We start from the raw sequence: 20,310 nt of genomic DNA on the forward strand, positions 1-20,310 counted from the left end.
TGTTTCCCCCTCCCTGCCGGTCGCGGTTGAAAGGCCTGTTGGCTTTCACCGGACGTGGTCGGTTCGTAACGTCCAGCATCTGATACGTCTATCGTCGTTTGCCATGAGGCGCCGGGCACCACTGCACATCCCATGGCTTCGCGGATCAGTTCGCCAAGTCAGCGGCCGACAATACGCGCGCCGTTAGGCGACTACAGGCCGCCGTATGCGGCCTGGTCCATGTGGTAAGTCGCGAGGTGGCCCGTCAGGCCGCGCGGCCTGATCAGCCGCGCATGGGCTGCGGCGCCGCCGCCGGCACCGCGTCGTACACCAGCCGCTGCGGGTTGGCGTAGCACAGGAAGTGCTTGTTGGTGGCCCGGCCCACCGCGCACAGGCCCACGCGGCGCGCCACCTGCAGGCCCATCTGCGTGATGCCGCTGCGCGAGATCACCGCCGCCACGCCCATCTGGGCGCTCTTGATGACCATCTCGCTGGTCAGGCGGCCGGTGGTGTAGAAGACCTTGTCGAGCGTGTCGCCGCCTGCGCGCGGCGCGTCGTCCTGAAGGGCCAGCCAGCCGGCGATGGTGTCCACCGCGTTGTGGCGGCCCACGTCTTCCACGAACAGCGCCAGCTCGGTGCCGCGGAACAGTGCGCAGGCGTGCACGGAGCCGGCCGATTTGTAGGTGCTCTCCTTCACGCGGATCGCGTCCACGATGGCGTAGACCTGCGACTGGCGCAGCACCCCCTCGGGCAGCCGGATGCGGTCCAGGTCGTCCATGAGCCCGCCGAACACGCTGCCCTGGCCGCAGCCGGTGGTCACCACCCGCCGGGCCGTGCGCTCCTCGATGCGGGCGATGCCGTGGCGGGTTTTCACGCTCGCGGCGTTCACCTCCCAGTCGACGGTGATGGACTGTATGTCGTCCACCGAGCCGATGAGCCGCTGGTTGAGCAGGTAGCCCAGCGTGAGCCACTCGGGCCGCGCGCCCAGGGTCATGAGCGTGACCAGCTCGCGCTTGTCGACGTAGACCGTCAGGTCGCGTTCGGCGGGGATGTGGATGGCGCGGGGCTGGCCGAACTCGTCCAGCGCGTCGATGGACTCGGTCAGCGGGGCACGGGCCTCGGTCAGTTGGGGCAGGCGCATGGGGCGAGACTACTAAAGAAAAAGGCCGGCACCCGGGGGTGCGGCCTTTGGCGCTGCCCCGCGCGGGGGCACGGGGGCCGGCGACGGCGCGCGGCGCTTACGGCTTCTTGGGCGTGGGCGCGCCGGCCGGCGCCTGGTTGCTGGGCGGGCTGGTCGCCGGTGCCGCGGGCGAATGCGCGCCCGCCGCTTCGGCCGGCTTGGGCGGCACGTAGGAGAAGGGGCCCGGGTCCGTGCAGGCCGGCGCGCCCGCCGAGGGCTGCTTGCCCGCGCCTGCGGTGGTCTTGAAGTAGTTGGCCGCCGCCTTGTCCATGGCCTTGCACAGCTTGTAGGCGTCGAGCTTGGTGTTGTACGCGGCCTTGGCCTTGGCCTCGTCGGCCTTGGCGGCGGCCTCGGGCGTGAGCGGCGGCGGTGCCGGCAGCTTGGCCTGGGCCAGGGTGGCCGCTGCCAGCAGGCCCACGGCGATGGCGATTTTCTGGATGCTCATGCGGTCTGTCTCCTGAAACGCTCAGGCCTTCGCCGGCTGGCCGGACGCGCCCTCGGGCTTGTTCGCCGTGCGCTGGGCGGGGATCTTGCCGGCCTTGATGTCGTCGTACCACAGCGCGTGGTGTTCCTTGGCCCAGGTCTCGTCCACGTAGCCGGTCTTCATGGCCTTGTAGGCGCCCTTCATGCCGATGGTGCCCAGGTAGATGTGGCCCAGGAACAGCGCCATCATCAGCGCCGCGGCCGTGGCGTGGATCATGTGGGCCACCTGCATGTTGGCGCGCGTGAACTCCACCGCCGGCAGCAGCTTGTCCAGGAACAGGCCGGAGCCCACCACGACAAGGCCGAAGAAGAACACACCAGCCCAGAACACCACTTTCTCGCCCGCGTTGAAGCGGTGCGAGGGCACTTCCTTGCCGCTGAGCAGGCCACCGCCCTTGAGCAGCCAGACCAGGTCACCCTTGGCGGGCAGGTTGTCCTTGATGAAGGTGAAGATCACCACCACCAGCGACACCGCGAACAGCGGGCCGACGAAGTTGTGCAGGTTCTTCAGCGCGTAGGTGAGCCAGCCGAACAGCGTGCTGCCGATGACGGGCAGCAGGAAGAACTTGCCGAAGGCCATGACGATGCCGGAGACGGCCAGCGCGACGAAGGCGATGGCGTTGACCCAGTGCGCCGCGCGCTCGAAGTAGGTGAAGCGCTCGATCTTGCGACCGGTTTCCTGCCCGTGCAGCTTGATCGAACCCTTGGCGAAATAGAACAGCGCGATCGCCACCAGCACGATCAGCAGCAGCGAGCCGCCATAGGGAATGATCCAGTTGTTGCGCACCTGGCGCCAGGCCTCGCCGGCGGTGGTCAGCTTGGAGCCGGGGTACTGCACGAAGCCCTGGATCAGGTTGCCGTACTCGGGGTACGGCAGCATGGTCTGACCGGTCACGCCCTTGCTCACGTCGTGCCACATGGGCGCGTTGTTGCCGGGCTGCACCTTGCGCCGCTCGGCGTTGCTCTGGCCGGCGTAGTTCGGGTCGGTGTCGGCGTCGGGGCGGATATCGAAGATGTTCTGGCTCTTGATGCCACCCTGCCCCGCGGGCGCCGCCTGCTGGCTCGCCGGCGCGGGATCGTCCGGCACCGGCTTGGGCGCCTGTGCCCAGGCCGAGACCGCGCCCAGACCCAGCAGCAGCGCCGCGAGTCCGGCCCGCCAGCGTGGGGTTGCTTGCTTGTGCATGGCCGTCGCCTTTACTTCTGCTGCGCGCCGATGCGCACGTAGTCGTTCTGGCCGTACTGGGCGCGCGCCTTGAGCTGCTGCTCCCAGTTGCCCTTGTCGCCGGCCTTCCAGCCCGGTTGCGAGTACTGGCTTTGTCCAACGCCGCTGTAGGCCGCGTTGTCCTGCTTCACACCGTTGGCGTTCATCTCCTGCGGCTTCTCGCCGCAGGCCGCCAGGCCCAGCAGGGCCACCATCGCCAGAGAGCTGAGGGTCAGGCGTTTCATCACGATTTTTTCCCTTCGGCGGTGCCGTAAGCCGTGCCCCAGCCCCACACCTCCGCGCCCTTGCCGCGCGTGATCACGCGGGTGCGGAAGATGTCGGCCACGGTGTCGCCGTCGCCGGCCAGCAGGGCCTTGGTGGAGCACATCTCGGCGCAGGCCGGCAGCTTGCCTTCGGCCAGGCGGTTGCGGCCGTACTTCTCGAACTCGGCCTGACTGCCGTTGGCCTCGGGGCCGCCGGCGCAGAAAGTGCACTTGTCCATCTTGCCGCGCACGCCGAAGGTGCCCTGCGAGGGGAACTGCGGCGCGCCGAAGGGGCAGGCGTAGGAGCAGTAGCCGCAGCCGATGCAGACGTCCTTGTCGTGCAGCACCACACCCTCGTCGGTGCGGTAGAAGCAGTTCACCGGGCAGACCGCCATGCAGGGCGCGTCGCTGCAGTGCATGCAGGCCACCGAGATCGACTTCTCGCCGGGCACGCCGTCGTTGAGGGTGATGACGCGGCGGCGGTTCACGCCCCAGGGCACCTCGTGCTCGTTCTTGCAGGCGGTGACGCAGCCGTTGCACTCGATGCAGCGCTCGGCGTCACAGATGAATTTCATTCGTGCCATGGTGTTCTCCTCAAGCCTTCTCGACGTTGCAGATCGTGGTCTTGGTTTCCTGCATCATCGTCACGATGTCGTAGCCGTAGGTGGTGGCGGTGTTGACCGCCTCGCCGCGCACCACGGGGAAAGCGCCATCGGGGTAGTAGGGTTTCATGTCGGTGCCCTGCCAGTGGCCCGAGAAGTGGAAGGGCAGCCACACCGTGTCCGGGCCCACGCGCTCGGTCACCAGCGCCATCACCTTGATGCGCGCGCCGGTGGGCGTGCTTACCCAGACCTGCTCGCCCTGGCGGATGCCGCGCTCGGTCGCCGCCTTCGGGTTGATCTCCACGAACATGTTCTGCTGCAGCTCGGCCAGCCAGGGGTTGGAGCGCGTCTCCTCGCCGCCGCCCTCGTACTCCACCAGACGGCCCGAGGACATGATGAGCGGGAATTTCTCCGGCAGCTTGTCCTCGACGTTCTTCGCCTGCAGCGACTTGTAGAGGATGGGCAGGCGCCAGCGGTTCTTCTGGTCGTCGTGGCTGGGGTACTTGGCGATGAGGTCCGGGCGCGTGCCGTAGATGGGCTCGCGGTGCTGGGGGATCGCGTCCGGGAAGTTCCACACCACCGCGCGCGCCTTGGCGTTGCCGAAGGGGTGGCAGCCATGCTTCATGCACACGCGCTGGATGCCGCCCGAGGGATCGGTTTTCCAGTTCTTGCCTTCGGCCTTCTGCTTTTCCTCGGCGCTCAGGTCGTCCCACCAGCCCAGCTTCTTGAGCAGCACGTGGTCGAACTCGGGGTAGCCGGTGGTGATCTCGGCGCCCAGCGAATGCGAGCCGTCCTCGGCCAGCAGGTTCACGCCATCGCGCTCCACGCCGAAGTTGGCGCGGAAGTTGCCGCCGCCGTCCATGACGTGCTTGGAGGTGTCGTACAGGTTGGGCGAGCCGGGGTGCTTGATCTCGGGCGTGCCGAAGCAGGGCCAGGGCAGGCCGAAGTAGTCACCCGACAGGTCGTAGCCGGTCTCCTTGTCGACCACCTTGCCCTTGGCCTTGAGCGTCTTCACGTCGAAGGCGTCCATGTGGCGCATGTGGGCCTTCAGCCGCTCCGGGCTCTGGCCGGTGTAGCCGATGGTCCAGACCGAGCGGTTGATTTCGCGCAGGATGTCCTCGGGCATCGGCTCTTCGCGGCCCTTGATCTTCTGCATCTTGTAGTTCTTGGAGAGCTGCTCCGCGAAGCCCAGCTTCTGCGCCAGCTCATGCATGATCATGTGGTCGCTGCGGCTCTCCCACAGCGGGTCGATCACCTTCTCGCGCCACTGGATGGAGCGGTTGGACGCGGTGCACGAGCCGCTGGTCTCGAACTGCGTGGCCGCGGGCAACAGGTAGACCTCGCGCTCGGGGTTGATCTTGTCGCTCGGCATCGCCGCCATCGACGCGGTGGCCGAGGGGTACGGGTCGATCACCACCAGCAGGTCCAGCGCGTCCATGGCCTTCTTCATCTCCAGGCCGCGCGTCTGCGAGTTCGGTGCGTGGCCCCAGAAGAACATGCCGCGGATGTTCGGACCCTGGTCGATCAGCTCATTTTTCTCCAGCACACCATCGATCCAGCGCGAGACGGTGATGCCGGGCTTCTCCATCATGCCCTCGGCGTACTGCGACTTGATCCAGTCGTAGTCCACGCCCCAGGCGTTGGCGAAGTGCTTCCACGAGCCCGCCGCCACGCCGTAGTAGCCCGGCAGCGAATCGGGGTTGGGGCCCACGTCGGTGGCGCCCTGCACGTTGTCGTGGCCACGGAAGATGTTCGCGCCACCACCGCTCACGCCGATGTTGCCCAGGGCCAGTTGCACGATGCACGAGGCGCGCACCATGGCGTTGCCAATGGAGTGCTGCGTCTGGCCCATGCACCACACCAGCGTCGACGGGCGGTTCTTGGCCATCATCTCGGCCACGCGCGCCATCTGTTCTTCCTTGACGCCGCAGGCCTCTTCCACCTTGTCGGGCGTCCACTTGGCCATCACGTCGGCCTTCACCGCTTCCATGCCATAGACACGGTCGTTGATGTAGCGCTTGTCTTCCCAGCCGTTCTTGAAGATGTGGTACAGCAGACCGAAGAGGAAGGGGATGTCGGTGCCCGAGCGGATGCGCACGTACTCGTCGGCCTTGGCCGCGGTGCGCGTGAAGCGCGGGTCGACCACGATCATCTTGCAGCCGTTCTCCTTGGCATGCAGCATGTGCAGCATGGAGACCGGGTGCGCCTCGGCCGCGTTGGAGCCGATGTACAACGCGCACTTGCTGTTCTGCATGTCGTTGTACGAGTTGGTCATCGCGCCATAGCCCCAGGTGTTCGCGACGCCCGCCACCGTGGTGGAGTGGCAGATGCGCGCCTGGTGGTCGCAGTTGTTCGTGCCCCAGAAGCTCACGAACTTGCGCATCAGGTAGGCCTGCTCGTTGCTGTGCTTGGACGAGCCGACGAAGTACACCGCGTCCGGGCCGCTGGCCTCGCGCAGGGCCTTCATCTTCTTGACGATGCCGTCGTAGGCCTCGTCCCAGGTGATGCGCTGGTATTTGCCGTTGACCAGCTTCATCGGGTAGCGCAGGCGGTATTCGCCGTGGCCGTGCTCGCGCAGCGAGGCGCCTTTGGCGCAGTGCGCGCCCAGGTTGATCGGCGAGTCGAACACCGGCTCCTGGCGCACCCAGACGCCGTTCTCCACGATGGCGTCGCTGGCGCAGCCCACCGAGCAGTGCGTGCACACCGTGCGGCGCACCTCGATCTTGCCGGTGCCGTCGATCGAGCCGCCCGAGGCGGCCTGGGCCTTCTTCACCAGGGTGAGCTGCGAAGCGGCCAGGCCCACGCCCACCCCGAGACCGGAGCGGCGCAGGAAGGCGCGGCGGTCCATGGTGGGCAGCGCGGACGACAGGCCGCGCTGCAAGGCGTTCACGAAGGTGGCGTGCGCCGGCGTGCCACGGCCGGCGGCGGAGGGGGATTTTTTGGTCAGCAGCATGGTGTGTCTCCTGGGGCGCCGCGGGATGCCGTGGGGCAGTGGGCGGCGGACGGGACGTTCGTGGGGAGGCTCTGTGTCTCGCGCGCCGGATCAGAGGCGCGTGGTGCGGTAGTAGTGCTTGACGTGCTCGCTGAGCGTGTAACCCCCACCGCGCTCGGGCGCGGGCTTGGGCTCGATGGCGGCGCTCTCGGGGGCTTGGACAGCGGGCATCACGCTGGCCACGGCGGCCACGGCACCGGCGGTGCCGGCACCCGCGAACAGGGTGCGCCGGCTCAGGCGCGAACGGCCCTCGGCCGGGCCGGAGCGGGAAGACTCATTCATGCATGTCTCCAGGTGTGCAGGGCCCACACACCAGACGTGTGGACTCCTTGCATAAGGTCGAATCTACTTCGCCCCCTGGGGGTATGCAAGCTTGTGCATGAGCGCTCTGGCCAAGGCGCGAAACCCTCGCGCGGGCGCCGAGGTGGGCCAGCGGCGGTGGCGCCTCGACTAGCGATAAGCATGCCAGCCACCATCGATGAGAACCACTCGCAATGTCGGCCCGCACAGGCCCATTCATCCCTCCAAAGCGCGGGCAAACCCGCAGAACTTAGGACCACTCGGGGTTTTGCCTGCGCCATGTTGTCCAGCGAGTGCGACAACTTGTCGCACCCCACACACCGGTCCGCGCAGGGTCAGGGGCGCCTATGCCCGAGTGATTCGATCAGGCTCCGGGGCCTCGGGCGTGTGGGTCATCGAGGTCCCGCGCCCGGTCGGCGCACCGGTGCGTCCATGCCTGCTTCATAGAATCGAACGGTGGAGACGATCACCCCCCCGACAAGCCCTGAGCGCGCCCTGGACGGTTGGCCCAACTGGTCCATCCTGGTCGTCGACGACGAACAGGGCATGCTCAACTTCCTGGTCAAGACGCTCGCCCCGCGCTGCCATTTCGTCATGAGCGCCACCAGCGCCGAAGAAGGCGCCGAGTGGCTGCGCGGCCACCACGTGGACCTCGTGGTGCTCGACATCTCCCTGCCCGGCAAGAGCGGCGTCGAATGGCTCAAGGAGCTGCGCGAACAGGGCTACACCGGCGAGGTCATCCTCATCACCGCCTTCGCCGACCTCGACACCGCCATCGAAGCCCTGCGCGCCGGCGCCTCCGACTTCATCCTCAAGCCCTTCCGCGTTCCGCAGATCCTCAACGCCATCAAACAGTGCCACGAGCGCTCGCGCCTGCGGCGCGAGAACTTCGTGCTGCGCCGCGCCATGGGCCCCGCCACCGTGCATCGCGCGGCGCTGGTGGGCGACTCGCCGTCCCTGGCGGCCCTGCGCGACTCCCTCGACCGCGTGGCCAGTGTGGACAGCACCGTGTTGCTGCAGGGCGAATCGGGCACCGGCAAGGAACTGGTCGCACGCGAGCTGCACGCGCGGGGCGCGCGCGCCGCCGGCCCCTTCGTGCCCGTGAACTGCGCGGCCGTCTCGCCCGAGCTCATCGCCAGCGAGCTCTTCGGCCACGCCAAGGGCGCCTTTCCCGGCGCCACGCGCGCGCGCGACGGCCTCTTCCACTACGCCCAGGGCGGCACCCTGTTCCTGGACGAGATCGCCGAGCTGCCGCTGTCCATCCAGGCCACGCTGCTGCGCGCCATCGAGGACCTGCGGGTGCGCCCCGTGGGCAGCGAGCAGCTGGTGCCGCTCAACCTGCGCATCGTCGCCGCCACCAACCGCCAGCTCAGCGCCGAGGTCGCGGCCGGCCGCTTCCGCAAGGACCTGTACTTTCGCCTGCAGGTGGTGGAGCTCGCGCTGCCCCCGCTGCGCGAGCACAAGGCCGACATCCCCGCGCTGGTGGCGCACTTCATGGGCCAGCTGGCGCCCACGCTGGGCGCCGAGCCGCTGCGCATCAGCGAGGCCGAGATGGCCTTCCTGCAGCAGTACGACTGGCCCGGCAACGTGCGCGAGTTGCGCAACCTGATCGAGCGCTCGCTCATCCTCGGCACGCTCAACGTGTCGGCGCTGTACCCCGGCGCACCCGAGGCGCCGGCGGCCGAGCGCCCCACCGACCTGCACACGCTGGAGAAGATGCACATCCTCTCCGTGCTCGACTCGGTGCAGGGCGACAAGACCCGCGCCGCGCAGTTGCTGGGCGTGTCGCGCCGCACCCTGGAGCGGCGCGTGGCCGAATGGGCGAGCTAGGGACATCCCCCCCCGCCGCGCTTCGCGCGCCGCGCTGGCTCGCGGGCTCGGTGCGCAACAAGCTGCTGGCCATGGCGCTGCTGCCGCTGCTGGTGGCCTTTCCGCTGCTGGTGCTGGCGCTGGCCGTGTGGAGCGACCAGGCCTACGACCGCCTGCTCATCACCAAGGTGCGCAGCGACCTGGCAGTGGCGCGGGGCTACTTCGACCAGGTGCTGATCGAGATCGGCTCGGGCACCCAGGGCGTGGCCGATTCGCGCGCGCTGGCCGACGGGCTGGCCCCGGGCACGCCCGACGCACGGGCCGCGCTCGCCGCGCACCTGGCGACCGAACGCGAGCGCCTGGGGCTCGACTTCCTCGTGCTGTACGGCAACGACGGCCTGCCGCTGGCGCGCGGCGCGCCGCCCGGCCTGAGCCTGCAGGACCAGCGCGCCGGCCTGCTGCCGCAGCCGCCCGCGCTGGGGGGGTCCATCCAGGCCCGGCGCGACCGCGCCAAGGCCAGCCTGCTGGTGCTCGACCGCGCCGCGCTGCACGCCCTGGCGCCGCACCTGATGTCGCGGCTGGACATCCCCCTGGTGCCCACGCGCAATGCCACGCCCACGCAGCGCAGCGCCGAAGACCGCGCCATGGTCGCGCAGGCCACGCTGCCCGTGGTCGACGCGCAGGGCCGGCGCCTGGGCTTGCTCAGCGGCGGCCTGCTGCTCAACCAGAACCTGGATTTCATCGACCACATCAACCGCATCGTCTACCCGGTCGGCTCCCTGCCCTTCGACAGCCAAGGCACGGCCACGCTGTTCCTCGACGACGTGCGCATCACCACCAACGTGCGCCTGTTCCAGGACCGGCGGGCCATCGGCACGCGCGTATCGCAGGCGGTGCGCGGCGCCGTGCTCGGCGAGGGCCACACCTGGCTGGACCTGGCCTTCGTGGTGAACGACTGGTACGTCTCGGCCTACGAGCCCCTGGCCGACGCCAGCGGCGCGCGCGTGGGCATGCTCTACGTGGGCTTCACCGAGGCGCCCTTTCGCCTGGTGCGCTACGCCATGCTGGCGCTCATCGGCCTCATCTTCGGCGGCGTGATGGCGGCCTCGGCCTGGTTCTCGCTGCGCTGGGCGCGCAGCATCTTCCAGCCGGTGCAGCAGATGAACCTGACCATGCAGCGCGTGGAACAGGGCCAGGGCGGCGCGCGCGTGGGCCCGCTGCCCGCGCGCGACGAGCTCGGCGCGCTCGCGGGCCACCTCGACCAGCTGCTCGACACCATCGACGAGAAAACCCAGGCCCTGCAGCGCTGGGCCGACGAGCTCGACCGCAAGGTGGCCGAGCGCACGCGCGAACTGCAGGCCAGCAACGCATCGTTGAGGCTCGCGCAGGAGCAGCTCGTCAAGAGCGAGAAGCTGGCCGCCATCGGCCAGCTCACCGCCAGCATCGCGCACGAGATCAACAACCCCATCGCGGTGATGCAAGGCAACCTGGACCTCATCCGCGACACCCTGGGCCGCGCCACCGACCCGGTTCAGGGCGAGCTGCGCCTGCTCGACCAGCAGGTCGAGCGCATGCGCATCATCGTCACGCAGCTGCTGCAGTACGCGCGGCCCACCGAATACGCCGGCTACGTCGACACGCTGCCACTGGACCGCACGGTGGACGACTGCCTGGTGCTGGTGGGCCACCTGCTGTCGCAGACCGACATCGCGGTGGAGCGCGAGCGCGGCGCCACGCATGGCGTGGGCATCAACCGGCAGGAACTGCAGCAGGTCATCATCAACCTGCTGATCAACGCCATCCAGGCCATGCCCGGGGGCGGCCGTCTGCGCCTGGTCACGCGCGACATGGAGGGCGGCGCCGAGCTGCAGGTGATCGATGGCGGCGCCGGCCTGAGCGAGGCCACGCGCGAGCGCCTGTTCCGCCCCTTCTTCACCACCAAGAACGACGGCAACGGCCTGGGCCTGTGGATCAGCCAGGGCCTGGTGGAGCGCTACGGCGGGCGCATCACCGCGGCCGACCGCGGCGACGGCATGAGCGGCGCGGTGTTCACCGTGCGCCTGTTCACCGAACCGCGCGCGCCCGCGGCCACGCCGACGAACGACGGCCGGCCCCTGCCGGGCTGAGGCCGGGCGGCGGCCCGCCAGCCGCGGCCAGTGGCGCTGTGAATACTGCGTCGGGGGTATGGATGGGCCCACAAGGCATCCGCTTCAATGGCCATGCCTGCCATCCACCGCCAAGCGTTCATGCAAGTTCGCCTGTTCACTGCCGCCCGCGCCGCCGCGTTCGCGCTCGCCGCCCTGCTGTCGGCCTGCGGCGGCAACGGCGGGGGCGCGCCGTCCTCCGCCACGGTCGCCTTCCCCCCCGCGGCCGCCCTCACGGCACCGGTCCTGGCCCTCACGCCCACCGCCATCAAGGCCTTTCACTTCAGCTGGGCCGGCGTGACCGGGGCCAGCGAGTACCGGCTGCTCGAAGACGCCGACGGCACCTCGGGCTACACCCTGATCGCCACGCTACCGGCCGGCAGCACGCAGATCGACCACGCCGTGTTCTTGCCCGAGCGCATCAACGCGCGCTACCTCCTGCAGGCCTGCCAGGCGTCGGCGTGCGTGGACTCGGCCGCCGTCACCGCCAGCGGGCCACTGGTTGAGGCCATCGGCTACGTGAAGGCCTCCGATCCGGCCAGCGACGCCCAGTTCGGCCAGGGCATGGCGCTGTCGGCGAATGGCCAGACCCTGGCCGTGGGAGCGCCAGGCGGCAACTCCCTCAACAGCGCCAGCGGCGCCGTCTACCTGTTCGCGCGCGACGGCACCACCTGGCGACAACAGGCCCGGCTGGAGGCCCCCACCCCTCAGTCGAACGACGGCTTCGGCTACAGCCTCGCCCTGTCCAGCGCGGGCGACACCCTGGCCGTGGGCGCGCCGCACGACAGCCAGACGGCCAACTATGGCGGCGCGGTCTACGTCTACACGGGCCAGGGCGCGGCCTGGGCCCTGCAGACACGCCTCACGGGCTTGAACACCGGCAGCGGCGATGCCTTCGGTGGCAGCGTCGCGCTGTCCGCGCAGGGCGACGTGCTGGCAGTGGGCGCGGATCAGGAAGCGGGCAGTGGCACCGGTGCCAATCCCCCCGACGACGACAACAGCCCACAAAGCGGCGCGGCCTATGCCTTCGCGCGCCAGGGCAACGCCTGGAGCCAGCAGGCCTACCTCAAGGCCTCCACCAACCACATCGGCGATCAGTTCGGCCGGCGGATCGCCCTGTCGGCCGACGGCCATACCCTGGCCGTCGGCATGCCCTCCCCGGCCGGTGGGGGTGGTGGCACCAGCGGGTCGGTGCATGTCTACGCCCACGACGGGCTTGTCTGGGGCCTGCAGGCCTTCCTGTCGGCGCCCAACCCCTTGCTCCTGTCGGGTTTCGGCGAAGCCCTGGCCTTGTCGGCCGACGGCCAGGTCCTGGCGGTCGGCAGTCCCTACGACAGCAGCGCCGCAACGGGCATCGACGGTGACCCAGGCAACACGGGCGCCACCTTCAGCGGCGCGGCGTACGTTTTCACCCGGAACAACGCCAGTTGGGGCCAGCGCGCCTACATCAAGGCCTCCAACACCGGCGCGAACGACCGCTTCGGCACCACCCTGGCCCTGTCCAGCGATGGCCAGACGCTGGCCGTGGGCGCCATCAGCGAGAGCAGTGACGCACGGGGCATCGGCGGCGACCAGGGCAACGACAACGCACCCGACACCGGCGCGGCCTACCTGTTCACGCACAGCGCCACGGGCTGGCAGCAACAGGCGTACATCAAGCCCTCGAACACGGCGGAATACAGCGTGTACCAGTTCGGCGCCGCGCTGGCCCTGTCGGGCGACGGCCAGGCCCTGGCGGTGGCCTGCCCCTATGCGAACAACGCCACGGCCGGCGTGGGCGGCGACCAGACCGATGCCTCGGGTGTGAACGTCGGCGCCGTCTACCTGTATTGAGTCGAAGCGCGCCCGCGCCCGTTCAGGGCTGCGCGCCCTCGTGGCCCTCGATGATGATCAGGTCGATCACCGACACCGGCGCGCGCAGCGCGATGGCGGCCTGGTAGCCCGGCGAGCGATAACAAGCCATGGCCTGTTCGTACGAGGGAAACTCGATCACCACGTTGCGCGAGCGGCTGGCGCCCTCCACGCATTCGAAGCGCCCGCCGCGCACCAGGAACTTCGCGCCATACTCGCGAAACGGCGCCGCGTTGGCCTCCACGTACAGCTTGTAGCGCTCCAGGTCGTCCACGTCGACGCGACCGATCCAATAGCCCTTGCCTGCCATGCCTGCTCCTGTGTGCGTGATCCCGGTCAGGCCAGCATGTCGAAGCCCTGCGCCTCGACCCCGATGAAGGCCTGCGTGAAGCCCGCGAGCGCGGCGTAGAAGCCGGCGCGGGGCTGGGCCGCGATGGTCTCACACAGCTGCGGCACCCAGGTCTGCACGTGCTTCGTGAAAAACTCGCGCTGGCGCGTGAGGTTGGCCACCTCGACGTCGTCGCCGGCGATCAGGTAGCGCATGACCTCGAACACGTAGGCCACGTGGTCCTCGGTCTCGGGCATGCTTTCTTCGCGCGCCAGGCCCAGCGCGGCCAGGTCGCCGCGCAGCTGGGCCAGCGGCTTTTCGTTCAGGAAGCCGCTGAGGTAGTGCGAACCGAACAGGTGGACCTCGGGCTTGCCCACGCCGCCGAACAGGGCGTCGAACTCGTCGGCGATGGCCGCATCGTCGCGCTCGCGCGCGGCCGCCACGACCTGGCGCCAGGGCTCTTCGAGAAAGGCGCCCGCCGCCGGCGCCTCGGTGGCGGCCACGCGCAGCTGGCTCAGCAGCTCGGCGCCGGGCGGCGCGTAGTACAGCGCGGCCAGCAGGCCGTAGACCTCGGCGCGTGCGGTTTCTTCGTCGAGCGTGGAGGAGACGGGGATGCGTTCCATCATGGCGGCGTGTCTCAGTGGTCGGTGATACGCGATTCGTTCGGGTTGCTGTAGATGTCCACCACGCGGCAGTCGCCGCACATCTTCAGGCGCTCCAGCGCCTCGCCCTGGAACATGGCGTGGCCGGCCAGCTTGCCCAGCATCAGCTCCACGCCCTTGAGCGTGCCGAAGGGCTTGCCGCAACGCACGCAGGCGTAGGGCTGAGCCTCGTTGAGCACGCGCGGCTGGCGGCGCTGCTCGGTGAGCAGCAGGCGCGGCTGCAGGCTGATGGCGTCCTCGGGGCAGGTGGTGGCGCACAGGCCGCACTGCACGCAGTTCTTCTCGACGAAACGCAGCTGCGGTCGCTCGGCGTTGTCGAGCAAGGCATTGGCCGGGCAGGCGCTCACGCAGCTCAGGCACAGGGTGCAGGCGTCCTTGTTCACGTTCACCGCGCCGAACAGCGAGGCCGTAGGCAAGGCCACGGCCTCCGCCGCGCGCGGGTGCGCGGCGCTGTCTTGCAGCAGGTGGTCGAGCGCGAGCTCCATGGTGGCGCGCTTCTCGCGCTGCACCGCGTAGCTCGCGCGGCGCTTCACGCCCTGCGCGGGCGGCGAGGCCAGTTGCACATCCAGCGTGGCCGCGTCGCGCGCCTCGATCAGGCGGAAGTGCGTGCCCGCGTAACCCAGGCCGCTCACGATGGCCTGGGCCACCGCCATCTGCTCGCGCAAGGCCTCGCGGTACTGCGGCGCCTCTTCCTCCGTCATCAGCACCCAGACCTGCGAGGCGCCGTAGGCGAAAGCGCTGAGCCACAGGTCCAGGCCGGCCGAGGCGGTGTGCCACAAGGGCAACGGGATCACGCGCGCGGGCACGCCCTTGACGGCCTTGGGCCGCAGCACGGCCTCGCGGCCCAGGGCCTCGATGAGTTCGGTGCCCGCGGTCTGGCTGTGCAGCAGCAGCGCCGCGTCCCGGCCGCCGGCCTTGGCGTAGGTGGCCAACACGGTGCGCAACCGGGTGCCCTGCTCGCTGGCGCGCGGGTAGGCGTAGCCCAGCGCGCCCGTGGGGCAGACGGTGGTGCAGGCGCCGCAGCCCACGCACAGATTGGGGTTGACGGCGATCTGCTGGCGCTCGACCTCACTGCGAATGGCCTGGGCCGAGCAGACCGCTATGCAGGCGTCGCAGCCCACGGTCTCGTTGCGGCCGTGGGCGCAGAGCTTGTGGTTGTAGGTGAAGAACTTGGGCTTCTCGAACTCGCCCACCATCTCGCGCAGGCGGACCAGGGTCTCAAGGCCCTTGTCGTGGCGCAGGCCGCCGGGCAGGTGGAAGTAGCCCTGCGGGGGCGCGTGCTGAACAAAGGCGGGCGCCTCGCGCAGGTCGAGCACGAGGTCGAAGCGCTCGCGGTGCGGGACGGCGTCGCGCTGGAAGTTGATGGCGCCCACGGCCTCGCAGGCCTTCACGCAGGCGCGGTGGTTCTGGCAACGGTCGAGGTCGATCTGGTAGTCCAGGCCGATCGCGCCTTCGGGACAGGCGGCCACGCAGGCGTTGCAGCGCGTGCACAGGTCCAGGTCGATGGGGTTGGTGCTGGACCACTCGACCTCGAAGGCGCCGAGCCAGCCCCGCATGGCGCCCAGTTGCCCGCCCAGCACCGGCCAGGCGCGCGCCTGCTGGCCCCGCCCGCCCTGGGCGAACACGGTGACCTGGAGCGCATCGGCCAGCTGCGCGGCGATCCGCTCGGCGGCGTCGAGCGGACCGACGATGAGCAGGCGGCCCTCGCTCTGGTAGCTCACCGTGGGCACGGGCTCGGGATCGGGCAGGCGCGCGGCCGCCAGCAGCGCGGCCATCTTGGGCGTGGCGGCCTGGGCCTCGCGGCCCCAGCCACCGGTCTCGCGCAGGTTCACGAAACGGATGGGGCGCACGTCCAGCGGCACCGCGCCCTCGGTCTGCTGCGAGAGCTCGGTGAACAGGCGGCTTTCCTGCGTGCAGGCCACCACCAGTTCGTCGCCGCTGCGGCTGGCGCGCTGGAACGCGGCCGCGTCGCGCCGGCACAGCGTGGTGTGCGTCGTCAGGTCTTCATCCAGTGCCGCGCCCAGGGCCTTCGGGTCCAGGGGCATGGTCTGGTTGCAGTTGCAGATCAGCGTGGTCATCGTGGGTAGGGGGCGTGTCGGCGGGAGGGTCGCCGGGGATGGCGGCGGTGGGTCCGCCGCTCGGTGTGGGTTCGCTGGCCGGCGCCGGCGCCCGGTCTTCTTCCGGGTCTTCCACCAGCTTGAGAAAGCGCGCGCCGACCATCTGGGCCATGTCGGCCTTGGACAGCGGGCTGGGCAGGCTGTAGTCGTCGATGTAGACGTCCAGGCCGTCCATCACGTTGAAGTGCGGGTCGGCGAAGAGCTTCTTCACGGCGGCGTTGCGCACCTCGCTGGAGACGTCCGGCGCGACGAAGCGGCTGAAGTCGGCCTCGGGTGTGAGCCGGGCGACGTCGTCCAGCGTGGGTGACGGGGTGGTTTCGCGCGGCGCGTCGGCGGGCGGCAGCGCCGAAGCGGCCGACGGGTCCGATGCGCCCGGGGCCGCGGGCACCGGCTCCACGCGCGCGGCCTGCGGCGCGGCCGCCGGCTCGGGCGGCAGCGCCTGGCCCTCGCGCACCGCCTGCTTGCGCCGCGACCAGCGCGAGAGGAAGCCGCCGCCCTCGTCCGCCACCTCAATGGCCTCCGTTGCCGCCGCGCGGCTTGTCCGTGCTCACGCGCACCGGCTGGCCGAAGCGGTCCGTCAGCGGCCGAAAGCTCTGGGGGCGCTGGCGCCGCTTCGGCTCGGGCACGTAGGTCGCGTCGACGAAAGCGCGCAGCCAGTCCACCACCTCGGGCGGCGCGGCCACCTGGTCCACACGCTCCTGCGCGTCCAGCCAGCGGCCGGCGTCGTGGTAGCTCAGGGTCACGATCAGGGGCACGGCCATGGGCTCGCCCCCGACCAGGGCCTCGCCCTCGGCGCGCCACATGACCCAGAAACAGGGACGGGGGCTGCTGAGGTTGAGGAAGTAGCCCTCCGCGTCGTCGCGGAACAGCTCGACACGAAAGCGCGGGTACAGCCAGTGCTGGCTGCCGTCGGCCACCGAGCCCGCATCGATAGGCTCGACCTCCTGCGGCGGGTGCGCCTCGTCCGGCGCCAGCCGGGCGGCCTCGTCGGGCCCGGCGCTCAGCAGCACATCGGCCAGCACCCAGCGCCAGGGCTGCCAGCGCGCCATGGGGCCTTGCACGGGCTCGCGGCGCATCACGACATCGACCTCGATCAGAGGGCGTTGCCGGGCGGGCGCAGGGGACGTATGGGTGGCATGCATAGGGAACGACGACTGTACGCCATCCGTCGGCCTCCCCCCAGGAGATGTCCGGGGCCCCGACGGGGTTTGCCCGCGCCGCGGCGAAGGCCCATTTTTCTCTGATGGGTGCGGGAGCTACTGCCTAGGCCGTATGGATGCCGCGTGGGATCGCCGATCCAATCGCGGGCTTTCCCGCCCGACGCCCTCGACATGACACCCGACACCCGCCGCGCGATCCGCGCTTCCCTGCTTCTGCTGGCCAGTGCCCTCGCGGCCTGCGGCGGCGGCTCCAGCGCCGTGACCTCGTCCGCCACCGTCCGGTTCCCCAGCGACGCCACCCTGGGCTTCGCGCTCACGCCCACCGCCATCAAGACCTTCCACTTCAGCTGGAACGACGCGGCCGCCGAAACCGGCTACCGCCTGCTCGAGGACCCCGACGGCGCCTCGGGCTACACGCCCATCGCCGATCTGCCGGCCCACACCACGCAATACGACCACGAGGTCTTTCTGCCCGAGCGCGTGAACGCGCGCTACCGGCTGCAGGTCTGCCACGACCAGGACTGCGTCGACACCGCGGCGCTGCGGGTGAGCGACACACTGGTGCCGGCCATCGGCTACGTCAAAGCCGCCGCCCCCGCCGACAACGACCACTTCGGCCAGAGCGTGGCCGTGTCGGCCGACGGGCAGTTCCTGGCCGTCGGCGCACCGGGCAGCGCGTCGGGCCGGGGCAGCGGCGGCGCGGTCTACGTCTTCGCGCGCACAGGCGCCCAATGGGCGCAGGCGTCCCGACTGACGCCCCCCGCGCCGGAACCGGGCGACCTGTTCGGCCACAGCCTGGCCTTGTCGTCCGACGGCGGGACACTGGCGGTGGGGGCGCCGAATGGCAGCAGCGGCGGCGTCGGCCACAGCGGCACCGCCTTTGTCTTCACGCGCGGGAGCGGTGCCGCGGCCTGGGGCCTTGCGGTCCGGGTCGCGGCCCCGAACGCCGATGCGGGCGACCGGTTCGGCTGGCGCGTGGCGCTGTCGGACGACGGCGCCACCCTGGCCGTGGGCGCGCCCGACGAATCGGGTGATGCCCGCACCGTCAATGGGGCCGACAACAACAGCCGGCGCCGAAGTGGCGCGGCCTACGTCTTCGCCCTCGCCGCCGGCGCCTGGACGCAGCAGGCCTACGTCAAGGCCTCCAACGCCGACGCCGACGACGGCTTCGGCGCGGCGTTGGCGCTGTCGGCCGACGGCCAGACGCTGGCCATCGGCGCCATCAACGAATCCAGCGCCGCCACGGGGGTGGGCGGCGACCCCGACGACAACACCGCCCAGAGCAGCGGCGCGGTGTACGTCTTCGGCCGGGCCCGGGACAGCTGGAGTCAGCTGGCCTACGTGAAAGCCTCCAACACCTTGGGCAATGCCGCCTTCGGCGGTGCCATCGCGCTGTCGGCCGATGGCCAGGTCATGGCCGTGGGCAGCCCCTACGAGGCCAGCGGCGCGAGGGGCATCGATGGCGATCCCCACAACAACGCCGCCACGGGCAGCGGGGCCGTGTACCTGTTTGACCGCCCGGGCGGCCAGTGGCGCCAGTCAGCCTACGTCAAGGCATCGAACGCCGACGCCGACGACAACTTCGGCACCAGCGTGGCGTTGTCCGGAGATGGCGACACGCTGGCGGTGGGCGCCCCCGGCGAGGGCAGCGCCGCACGGGGCCTGCAGGCCGACCAGGGCGACAACAGCGCCCCCTGGAGCGGCGCGGCCTATCTCTTGCGGCGCACCGCGTCGGGTTGGCGGCAGCAGACCTACATCAAGCCGTCGAACACGCTGCGCGGCGACGGCTTCGGTTCCACCCTCGCCCTGTCGGGCCAGGGCGGCGTGGGGACCCCCAGCGTGGCCTTGGCCGCGGGCAGCCCTTCGGCGGTCAACGCCAGCCCCGGCATCGGGGGTGACCAGGCCGACCGGTCCGGCAGCGACGTCGGCGCGGTCTACCTCTACTGAGCCCCGCCGGGCGTCAGTAGGTTTCGAGGTGCAGCCGGCCTTCGCGCTGCAGCGCGGCGCCCACGTTCTCCCAGTCCATCCCGGCGCCCGTGGCGATGTCGCGCAGCGCCAGCACCACGCCCTCTTCCATGCTCTTCAGGCCGCAGACGTAGAGGTGGGTGTTCGGGTCCTTCAGCAGCGCGGCGAGGTCGGCCGCGCGCTCGCGCATGGCGTCCTGCACGTACTTCTTGGGCTGGCCCGGCGTGCGGCTGAAGGCGAAGTTGGTGTCGATGAAGTCCTTGGGCAGGCTCTGCAGCGGGCCGAAGTACGGCAGTTCCTGCTGCGTGCGCGCGCCGAAGAACAGCATGAGCTTGCCGCCCTCGAACTTGCCCGAGGCGCGCAGGCGGCGGCGCCACTCGGTCATCGCGCGCATGGGCGCCGAGCCGGTGCCGGTGCAGATCATCACGATGTGGCTCTTCGGGTGGTTGGGCATGAGGAAGCTCGAACCGAAGGGCCCGATCACCTCGACCTTGTCGCCCACCTTGAGGTCGCACATGAAGTTGCTGGCCACGCCGCGCACCGGCTGGCCGTCGTAATCCTCCAGCACGCGCTTGATGGTGAGCGAGAGGTTGTTGTGCCCCGGCCGCTCGCCGTTGCGCGGGCTGGCGATGCTGTATTGGCGCGCGTGGTGGGGGCGACCTTTGGCGTCGGTGCCCGGCGGCACCACGCCGATGCTCTGGCCTTCCAGCACGGGGAAGGGCATGGCGCCGAAGTCCAGCACGATGTGGTGGGTGTCGTACTCGGTGCCGACGTCGGTGACGCGCAGGTTGCCGACCACGGTGGCCGTGATGGTCTTCTGCGCGGCCTTGGGGCCGTAGAGGTTGGTGAAGGCGTGCGCGGCCGACCAGGGCGGCAACGTGGCGCCATAGCGGCTGGCGACGAACTTGTCCTCCAGCGTGGCGGCGGTGGGCGCGGGCGCCGGGGCGGGCGCGTCGGCCACGGGCGCCTCGGCGCCGGCGGCCGCCAGTTGCTCGGGCGGCAGCTCGGCGGGCAGCGACTCCCAGCCGAACTGCTCCTCGATGGAGTAGGCGCGCGCCTTGGGCATGGTGCGCCAGTTGTCGATCGAGCCCGTGGGACACGGCGGCACGCAGGCCATGCACAGGTTGCACTTGCTCGCGTCGACCACGTAGTTGTTCGAGTCGTGCGTGATCGCGCCCACGGGGCAGGTCGCCTCGCAGGTGTTGCAGCGGATGCAGATCTCGGGGTCGATCAGGTGCTGCTGGATGACAGCGAGTTCAACAGGGGCGTTCATA

The 20,310-nt window shown here is 70.2% G+C and carries 17 protein-coding genes; 4 read left to right on the forward strand and 13 right to left on the reverse strand.

Annotation, left to right across the window (positions count from 1 at the left end):
- Positions 1-262: 262 nt before the first annotated feature.
- From JNX00_RS17115 to JNX00_RS17145, 7 genes are all read right to left on the reverse strand, one after another.
- A complete protein-coding gene (locus JNX00_RS17115; RefSeq protein ID WP_070397298.1) occupies positions 263-1,120 on the reverse strand; it encodes a formate dehydrogenase accessory sulfurtransferase FdhD in 858 nt (285 codons plus the stop codon).
- Between the two features lie 97 nt (positions 1,121-1,217).
- A complete protein-coding gene (locus JNX00_RS17120) occupies positions 1,218-1,604 on the reverse strand; it encodes a hypothetical protein (RefSeq protein ID WP_204742976.1) in 387 nt (128 codons plus the stop codon).
- Between the two features lie 21 nt (positions 1,605-1,625).
- The gene (locus JNX00_RS17125) at positions 1,626-2,825 is read right to left on the reverse strand and encodes a formate dehydrogenase subunit gamma (protein WP_070397296.1); all 1,200 of its coding nucleotides are present in this window, start codon (positions 2,823-2,825) and stop codon (positions 1,626-1,628) included.
- Between the two features lie 11 nt (positions 2,826-2,836).
- Complete coding sequence (locus JNX00_RS17130; protein WP_070397295.1) at positions 2,837-3,088, reverse strand: hypothetical protein; 252 nt, start codon at positions 3,086-3,088, stop codon at positions 2,837-2,839.
- Positions 3,088-3,690: a formate dehydrogenase FDH3 subunit beta gene (gene fdh3B / locus JNX00_RS17135; protein WP_070397294.1), complete on the reverse strand. Its 603-nt coding sequence runs from the start codon at positions 3,688-3,690 to the stop codon at positions 3,088-3,090. The genes JNX00_RS17130 and fdh3B overlap by 1 nt, the downstream gene beginning before the upstream one ends.
- Before the next feature lie 10 nt (positions 3,691-3,700).
- Positions 3,701-6,661, reverse strand: coding sequence for a formate dehydrogenase subunit alpha (locus tag JNX00_RS17140; RefSeq protein WP_204742977.1), 2,961 nt, complete (start codon positions 6,659-6,661; stop codon positions 3,701-3,703).
- 90 nt (positions 6,662-6,751) lie between these two features.
- Positions 6,752-6,982, reverse strand: coding sequence for a formate dehydrogenase (locus tag JNX00_RS17145; protein WP_204742978.1), 231 nt, complete (start codon positions 6,980-6,982; stop codon positions 6,752-6,754).
- A 474-nt stretch (positions 6,983-7,456) separates the two neighbouring features.
- Here JNX00_RS17145 and JNX00_RS17150 point away from each other — a divergent pair, with 474 nt between their 5' ends.
- The 3 genes from JNX00_RS17150 to JNX00_RS17160 all read left to right on the forward strand — a co-directional run bounded on the left by JNX00_RS17150 (position 7,457) and on the right by JNX00_RS17160 (position 12,786).
- Entirely contained in the window at positions 7,457-8,830 is a 1,374-nt protein-coding gene (locus JNX00_RS17150; protein ID WP_139146906.1) for a sigma-54 dependent transcriptional regulator, read from the forward strand.
- Complete coding sequence (locus JNX00_RS17155) at positions 8,818-10,935, forward strand: cache domain-containing protein (protein ID WP_204742979.1); 2,118 nt, start codon at positions 8,818-8,820, stop codon at positions 10,933-10,935. Before JNX00_RS17150 ends, JNX00_RS17155 begins: the two co-directional genes overlap by 13 nt.
- 120 nt (positions 10,936-11,055) lie before the next feature.
- Complete coding sequence (locus JNX00_RS17160) at positions 11,056-12,786, forward strand: FG-GAP repeat protein (protein WP_204742980.1); 1,731 nt, start codon at positions 11,056-11,058, stop codon at positions 12,784-12,786.
- 22 nt (positions 12,787-12,808) lie between these two features.
- Here the strand turns inward: JNX00_RS17160 and JNX00_RS17165 are convergent, their stop codons facing one another.
- The 5 genes from JNX00_RS17165 to JNX00_RS17185 are packed head-to-tail and all read right to left on the reverse strand — an operon-like array spanning position 12,809 to position 17,053.
- Entirely contained in the window at positions 12,809-13,114 is a 306-nt protein-coding gene (locus JNX00_RS17165) for a DUF1330 domain-containing protein (protein WP_070397289.1), read from the reverse strand.
- A 26-nt stretch (positions 13,115-13,140) separates the two neighbouring features.
- Positions 13,141-13,758 carry a molecular chaperone TorD family protein gene (locus JNX00_RS17170; protein ID WP_070397288.1) on the reverse strand — a complete coding sequence of 206 codons (618 nt, stop codon included), beginning with the start codon at positions 13,756-13,758 and terminating at the stop codon, positions 13,141-13,143.
- 11 nt (positions 13,759-13,769) lie between these two features.
- Positions 13,770-15,839, reverse strand: coding sequence for a 4Fe-4S binding protein (locus JNX00_RS17175; protein WP_204745090.1), 2,070 nt, complete (start codon positions 15,837-15,839; stop codon positions 13,770-13,772).
- Complete coding sequence (locus JNX00_RS17180) at positions 15,799-16,419, reverse strand: DUF3306 domain-containing protein (RefSeq protein ID WP_204742981.1); 621 nt, start codon at positions 16,417-16,419, stop codon at positions 15,799-15,801. Before JNX00_RS17180 ends, JNX00_RS17175 begins: the two co-directional genes overlap by 41 nt.
- 1 nt (position 16,420) lies before the next feature.
- On the reverse strand, positions 16,421-17,053 hold the full coding sequence (locus JNX00_RS17185) for a DUF3305 domain-containing protein (RefSeq protein ID WP_204742982.1): 633 nt from the start codon (positions 17,051-17,053) through the stop codon (positions 16,421-16,423).
- Between the two features lie 189 nt (positions 17,054-17,242).
- Here JNX00_RS17185 and JNX00_RS17190 point away from each other — a divergent pair, with 189 nt between their 5' ends.
- Complete coding sequence (locus tag JNX00_RS17190) at positions 17,243-19,018, forward strand: FG-GAP repeat protein (protein ID WP_204742983.1); 1,776 nt, start codon at positions 17,243-17,245, stop codon at positions 19,016-19,018.
- A gap of 13 nt (positions 19,019-19,031) precedes the next feature.
- On the opposite strand, the gene boxA is transcribed toward JNX00_RS17190, so the two are convergent.
- Positions 19,032-20,309, reverse strand: coding sequence for a benzoyl-CoA 2,3-epoxidase subunit BoxA (boxA, locus tag JNX00_RS17195; RefSeq protein WP_204742984.1), 1,278 nt, complete (start codon positions 20,307-20,309; stop codon positions 19,032-19,034).
- Between the last annotated feature and the right edge of the window lies 1 nt (position 20,310).

Source organism: Hydrogenophaga sp. YM1 (assembly GCF_016903055.1).
Lineage (GTDB): Bacteria > Pseudomonadota > Gammaproteobacteria > Burkholderiales > Burkholderiaceae_C > Hydrogenophaga > Hydrogenophaga borbori.

Excerpts from the sequence above, each read along its gene's own strand:
- JNX00_RS17115 (WP_070397298.1), bottom strand. The coding sequence starts at position 1,120 with ATGCGCCTGCCCCAACTGACCGAGGCCCGTGCCCCGCTGACCGAGTCC.
- JNX00_RS17120 (WP_204742976.1), bottom strand. The coding sequence starts at position 1,604 with ATGAGCATCCAGAAAATCGCCATCGCCGTGGGCCTGCTGGCAGCGGCC.
- JNX00_RS17125 (WP_070397296.1), bottom strand. The coding sequence starts at position 2,825 with ATGCACAAGCAAGCAACCCCACGCTGGCGGGCCGGACTCGCGGCGCTG.
- JNX00_RS17130 (WP_070397295.1), bottom strand. The coding sequence starts at position 3,088 with ATGAAACGCCTGACCCTCAGCTCTCTGGCGATGGTGGCCCTGCTGGGC.
- fdh3B (WP_070397294.1), bottom strand. The coding sequence starts at position 3,690 with ATGGCACGAATGAAATTCATCTGTGACGCCGAGCGCTGCATCGAGTGC.
- JNX00_RS17140 (WP_204742977.1), bottom strand. The coding sequence starts at position 6,661 with ATGCTGCTGACCAAAAAATCCCCCTCCGCCGCCGGCCGTGGCACGCCG.
- JNX00_RS17145 (WP_204742978.1), bottom strand. The coding sequence starts at position 6,982 with ATGAATGAGTCTTCCCGCTCCGGCCCGGCCGAGGGCCGTTCGCGCCTG.
- JNX00_RS17155 (WP_204742979.1), top strand. The coding sequence starts at position 8,818 with ATGGGCGAGCTAGGGACATCCCCCCCCGCCGCGCTTCGCGCGCCGCGC.
- JNX00_RS17160 (WP_204742980.1), top strand. The coding sequence starts at position 11,056 with ATGCAAGTTCGCCTGTTCACTGCCGCCCGCGCCGCCGCGTTCGCGCTC.
- JNX00_RS17165 (WP_070397289.1), bottom strand. The coding sequence starts at position 13,114 with ATGGCAGGCAAGGGCTATTGGATCGGTCGCGTCGACGTGGACGACCTG.
- JNX00_RS17170 (WP_070397288.1), bottom strand. The coding sequence starts at position 13,758 with ATGATGGAACGCATCCCCGTCTCCTCCACGCTCGACGAAGAAACCGCA.
- JNX00_RS17175 (WP_204745090.1), bottom strand. The coding sequence starts at position 15,839 with ATGCCCCTGGACCCGAAGGCCCTGGGCGCGGCACTGGATGAAGACCTG.
- JNX00_RS17185 (WP_204742982.1), bottom strand. The coding sequence starts at position 17,053 with ATGCATGCCACCCATACGTCCCCTGCGCCCGCCCGGCAACGCCCTCTG.
- JNX00_RS17190 (WP_204742983.1), top strand. The coding sequence starts at position 17,243 with ATGACACCCGACACCCGCCGCGCGATCCGCGCTTCCCTGCTTCTGCTG.
- boxA (WP_204742984.1), bottom strand. The coding sequence starts at position 20,309 with ATGAACGCCCCTGTTGAACTCGCTGTCATCCAGCAGCACCTGATCGAC.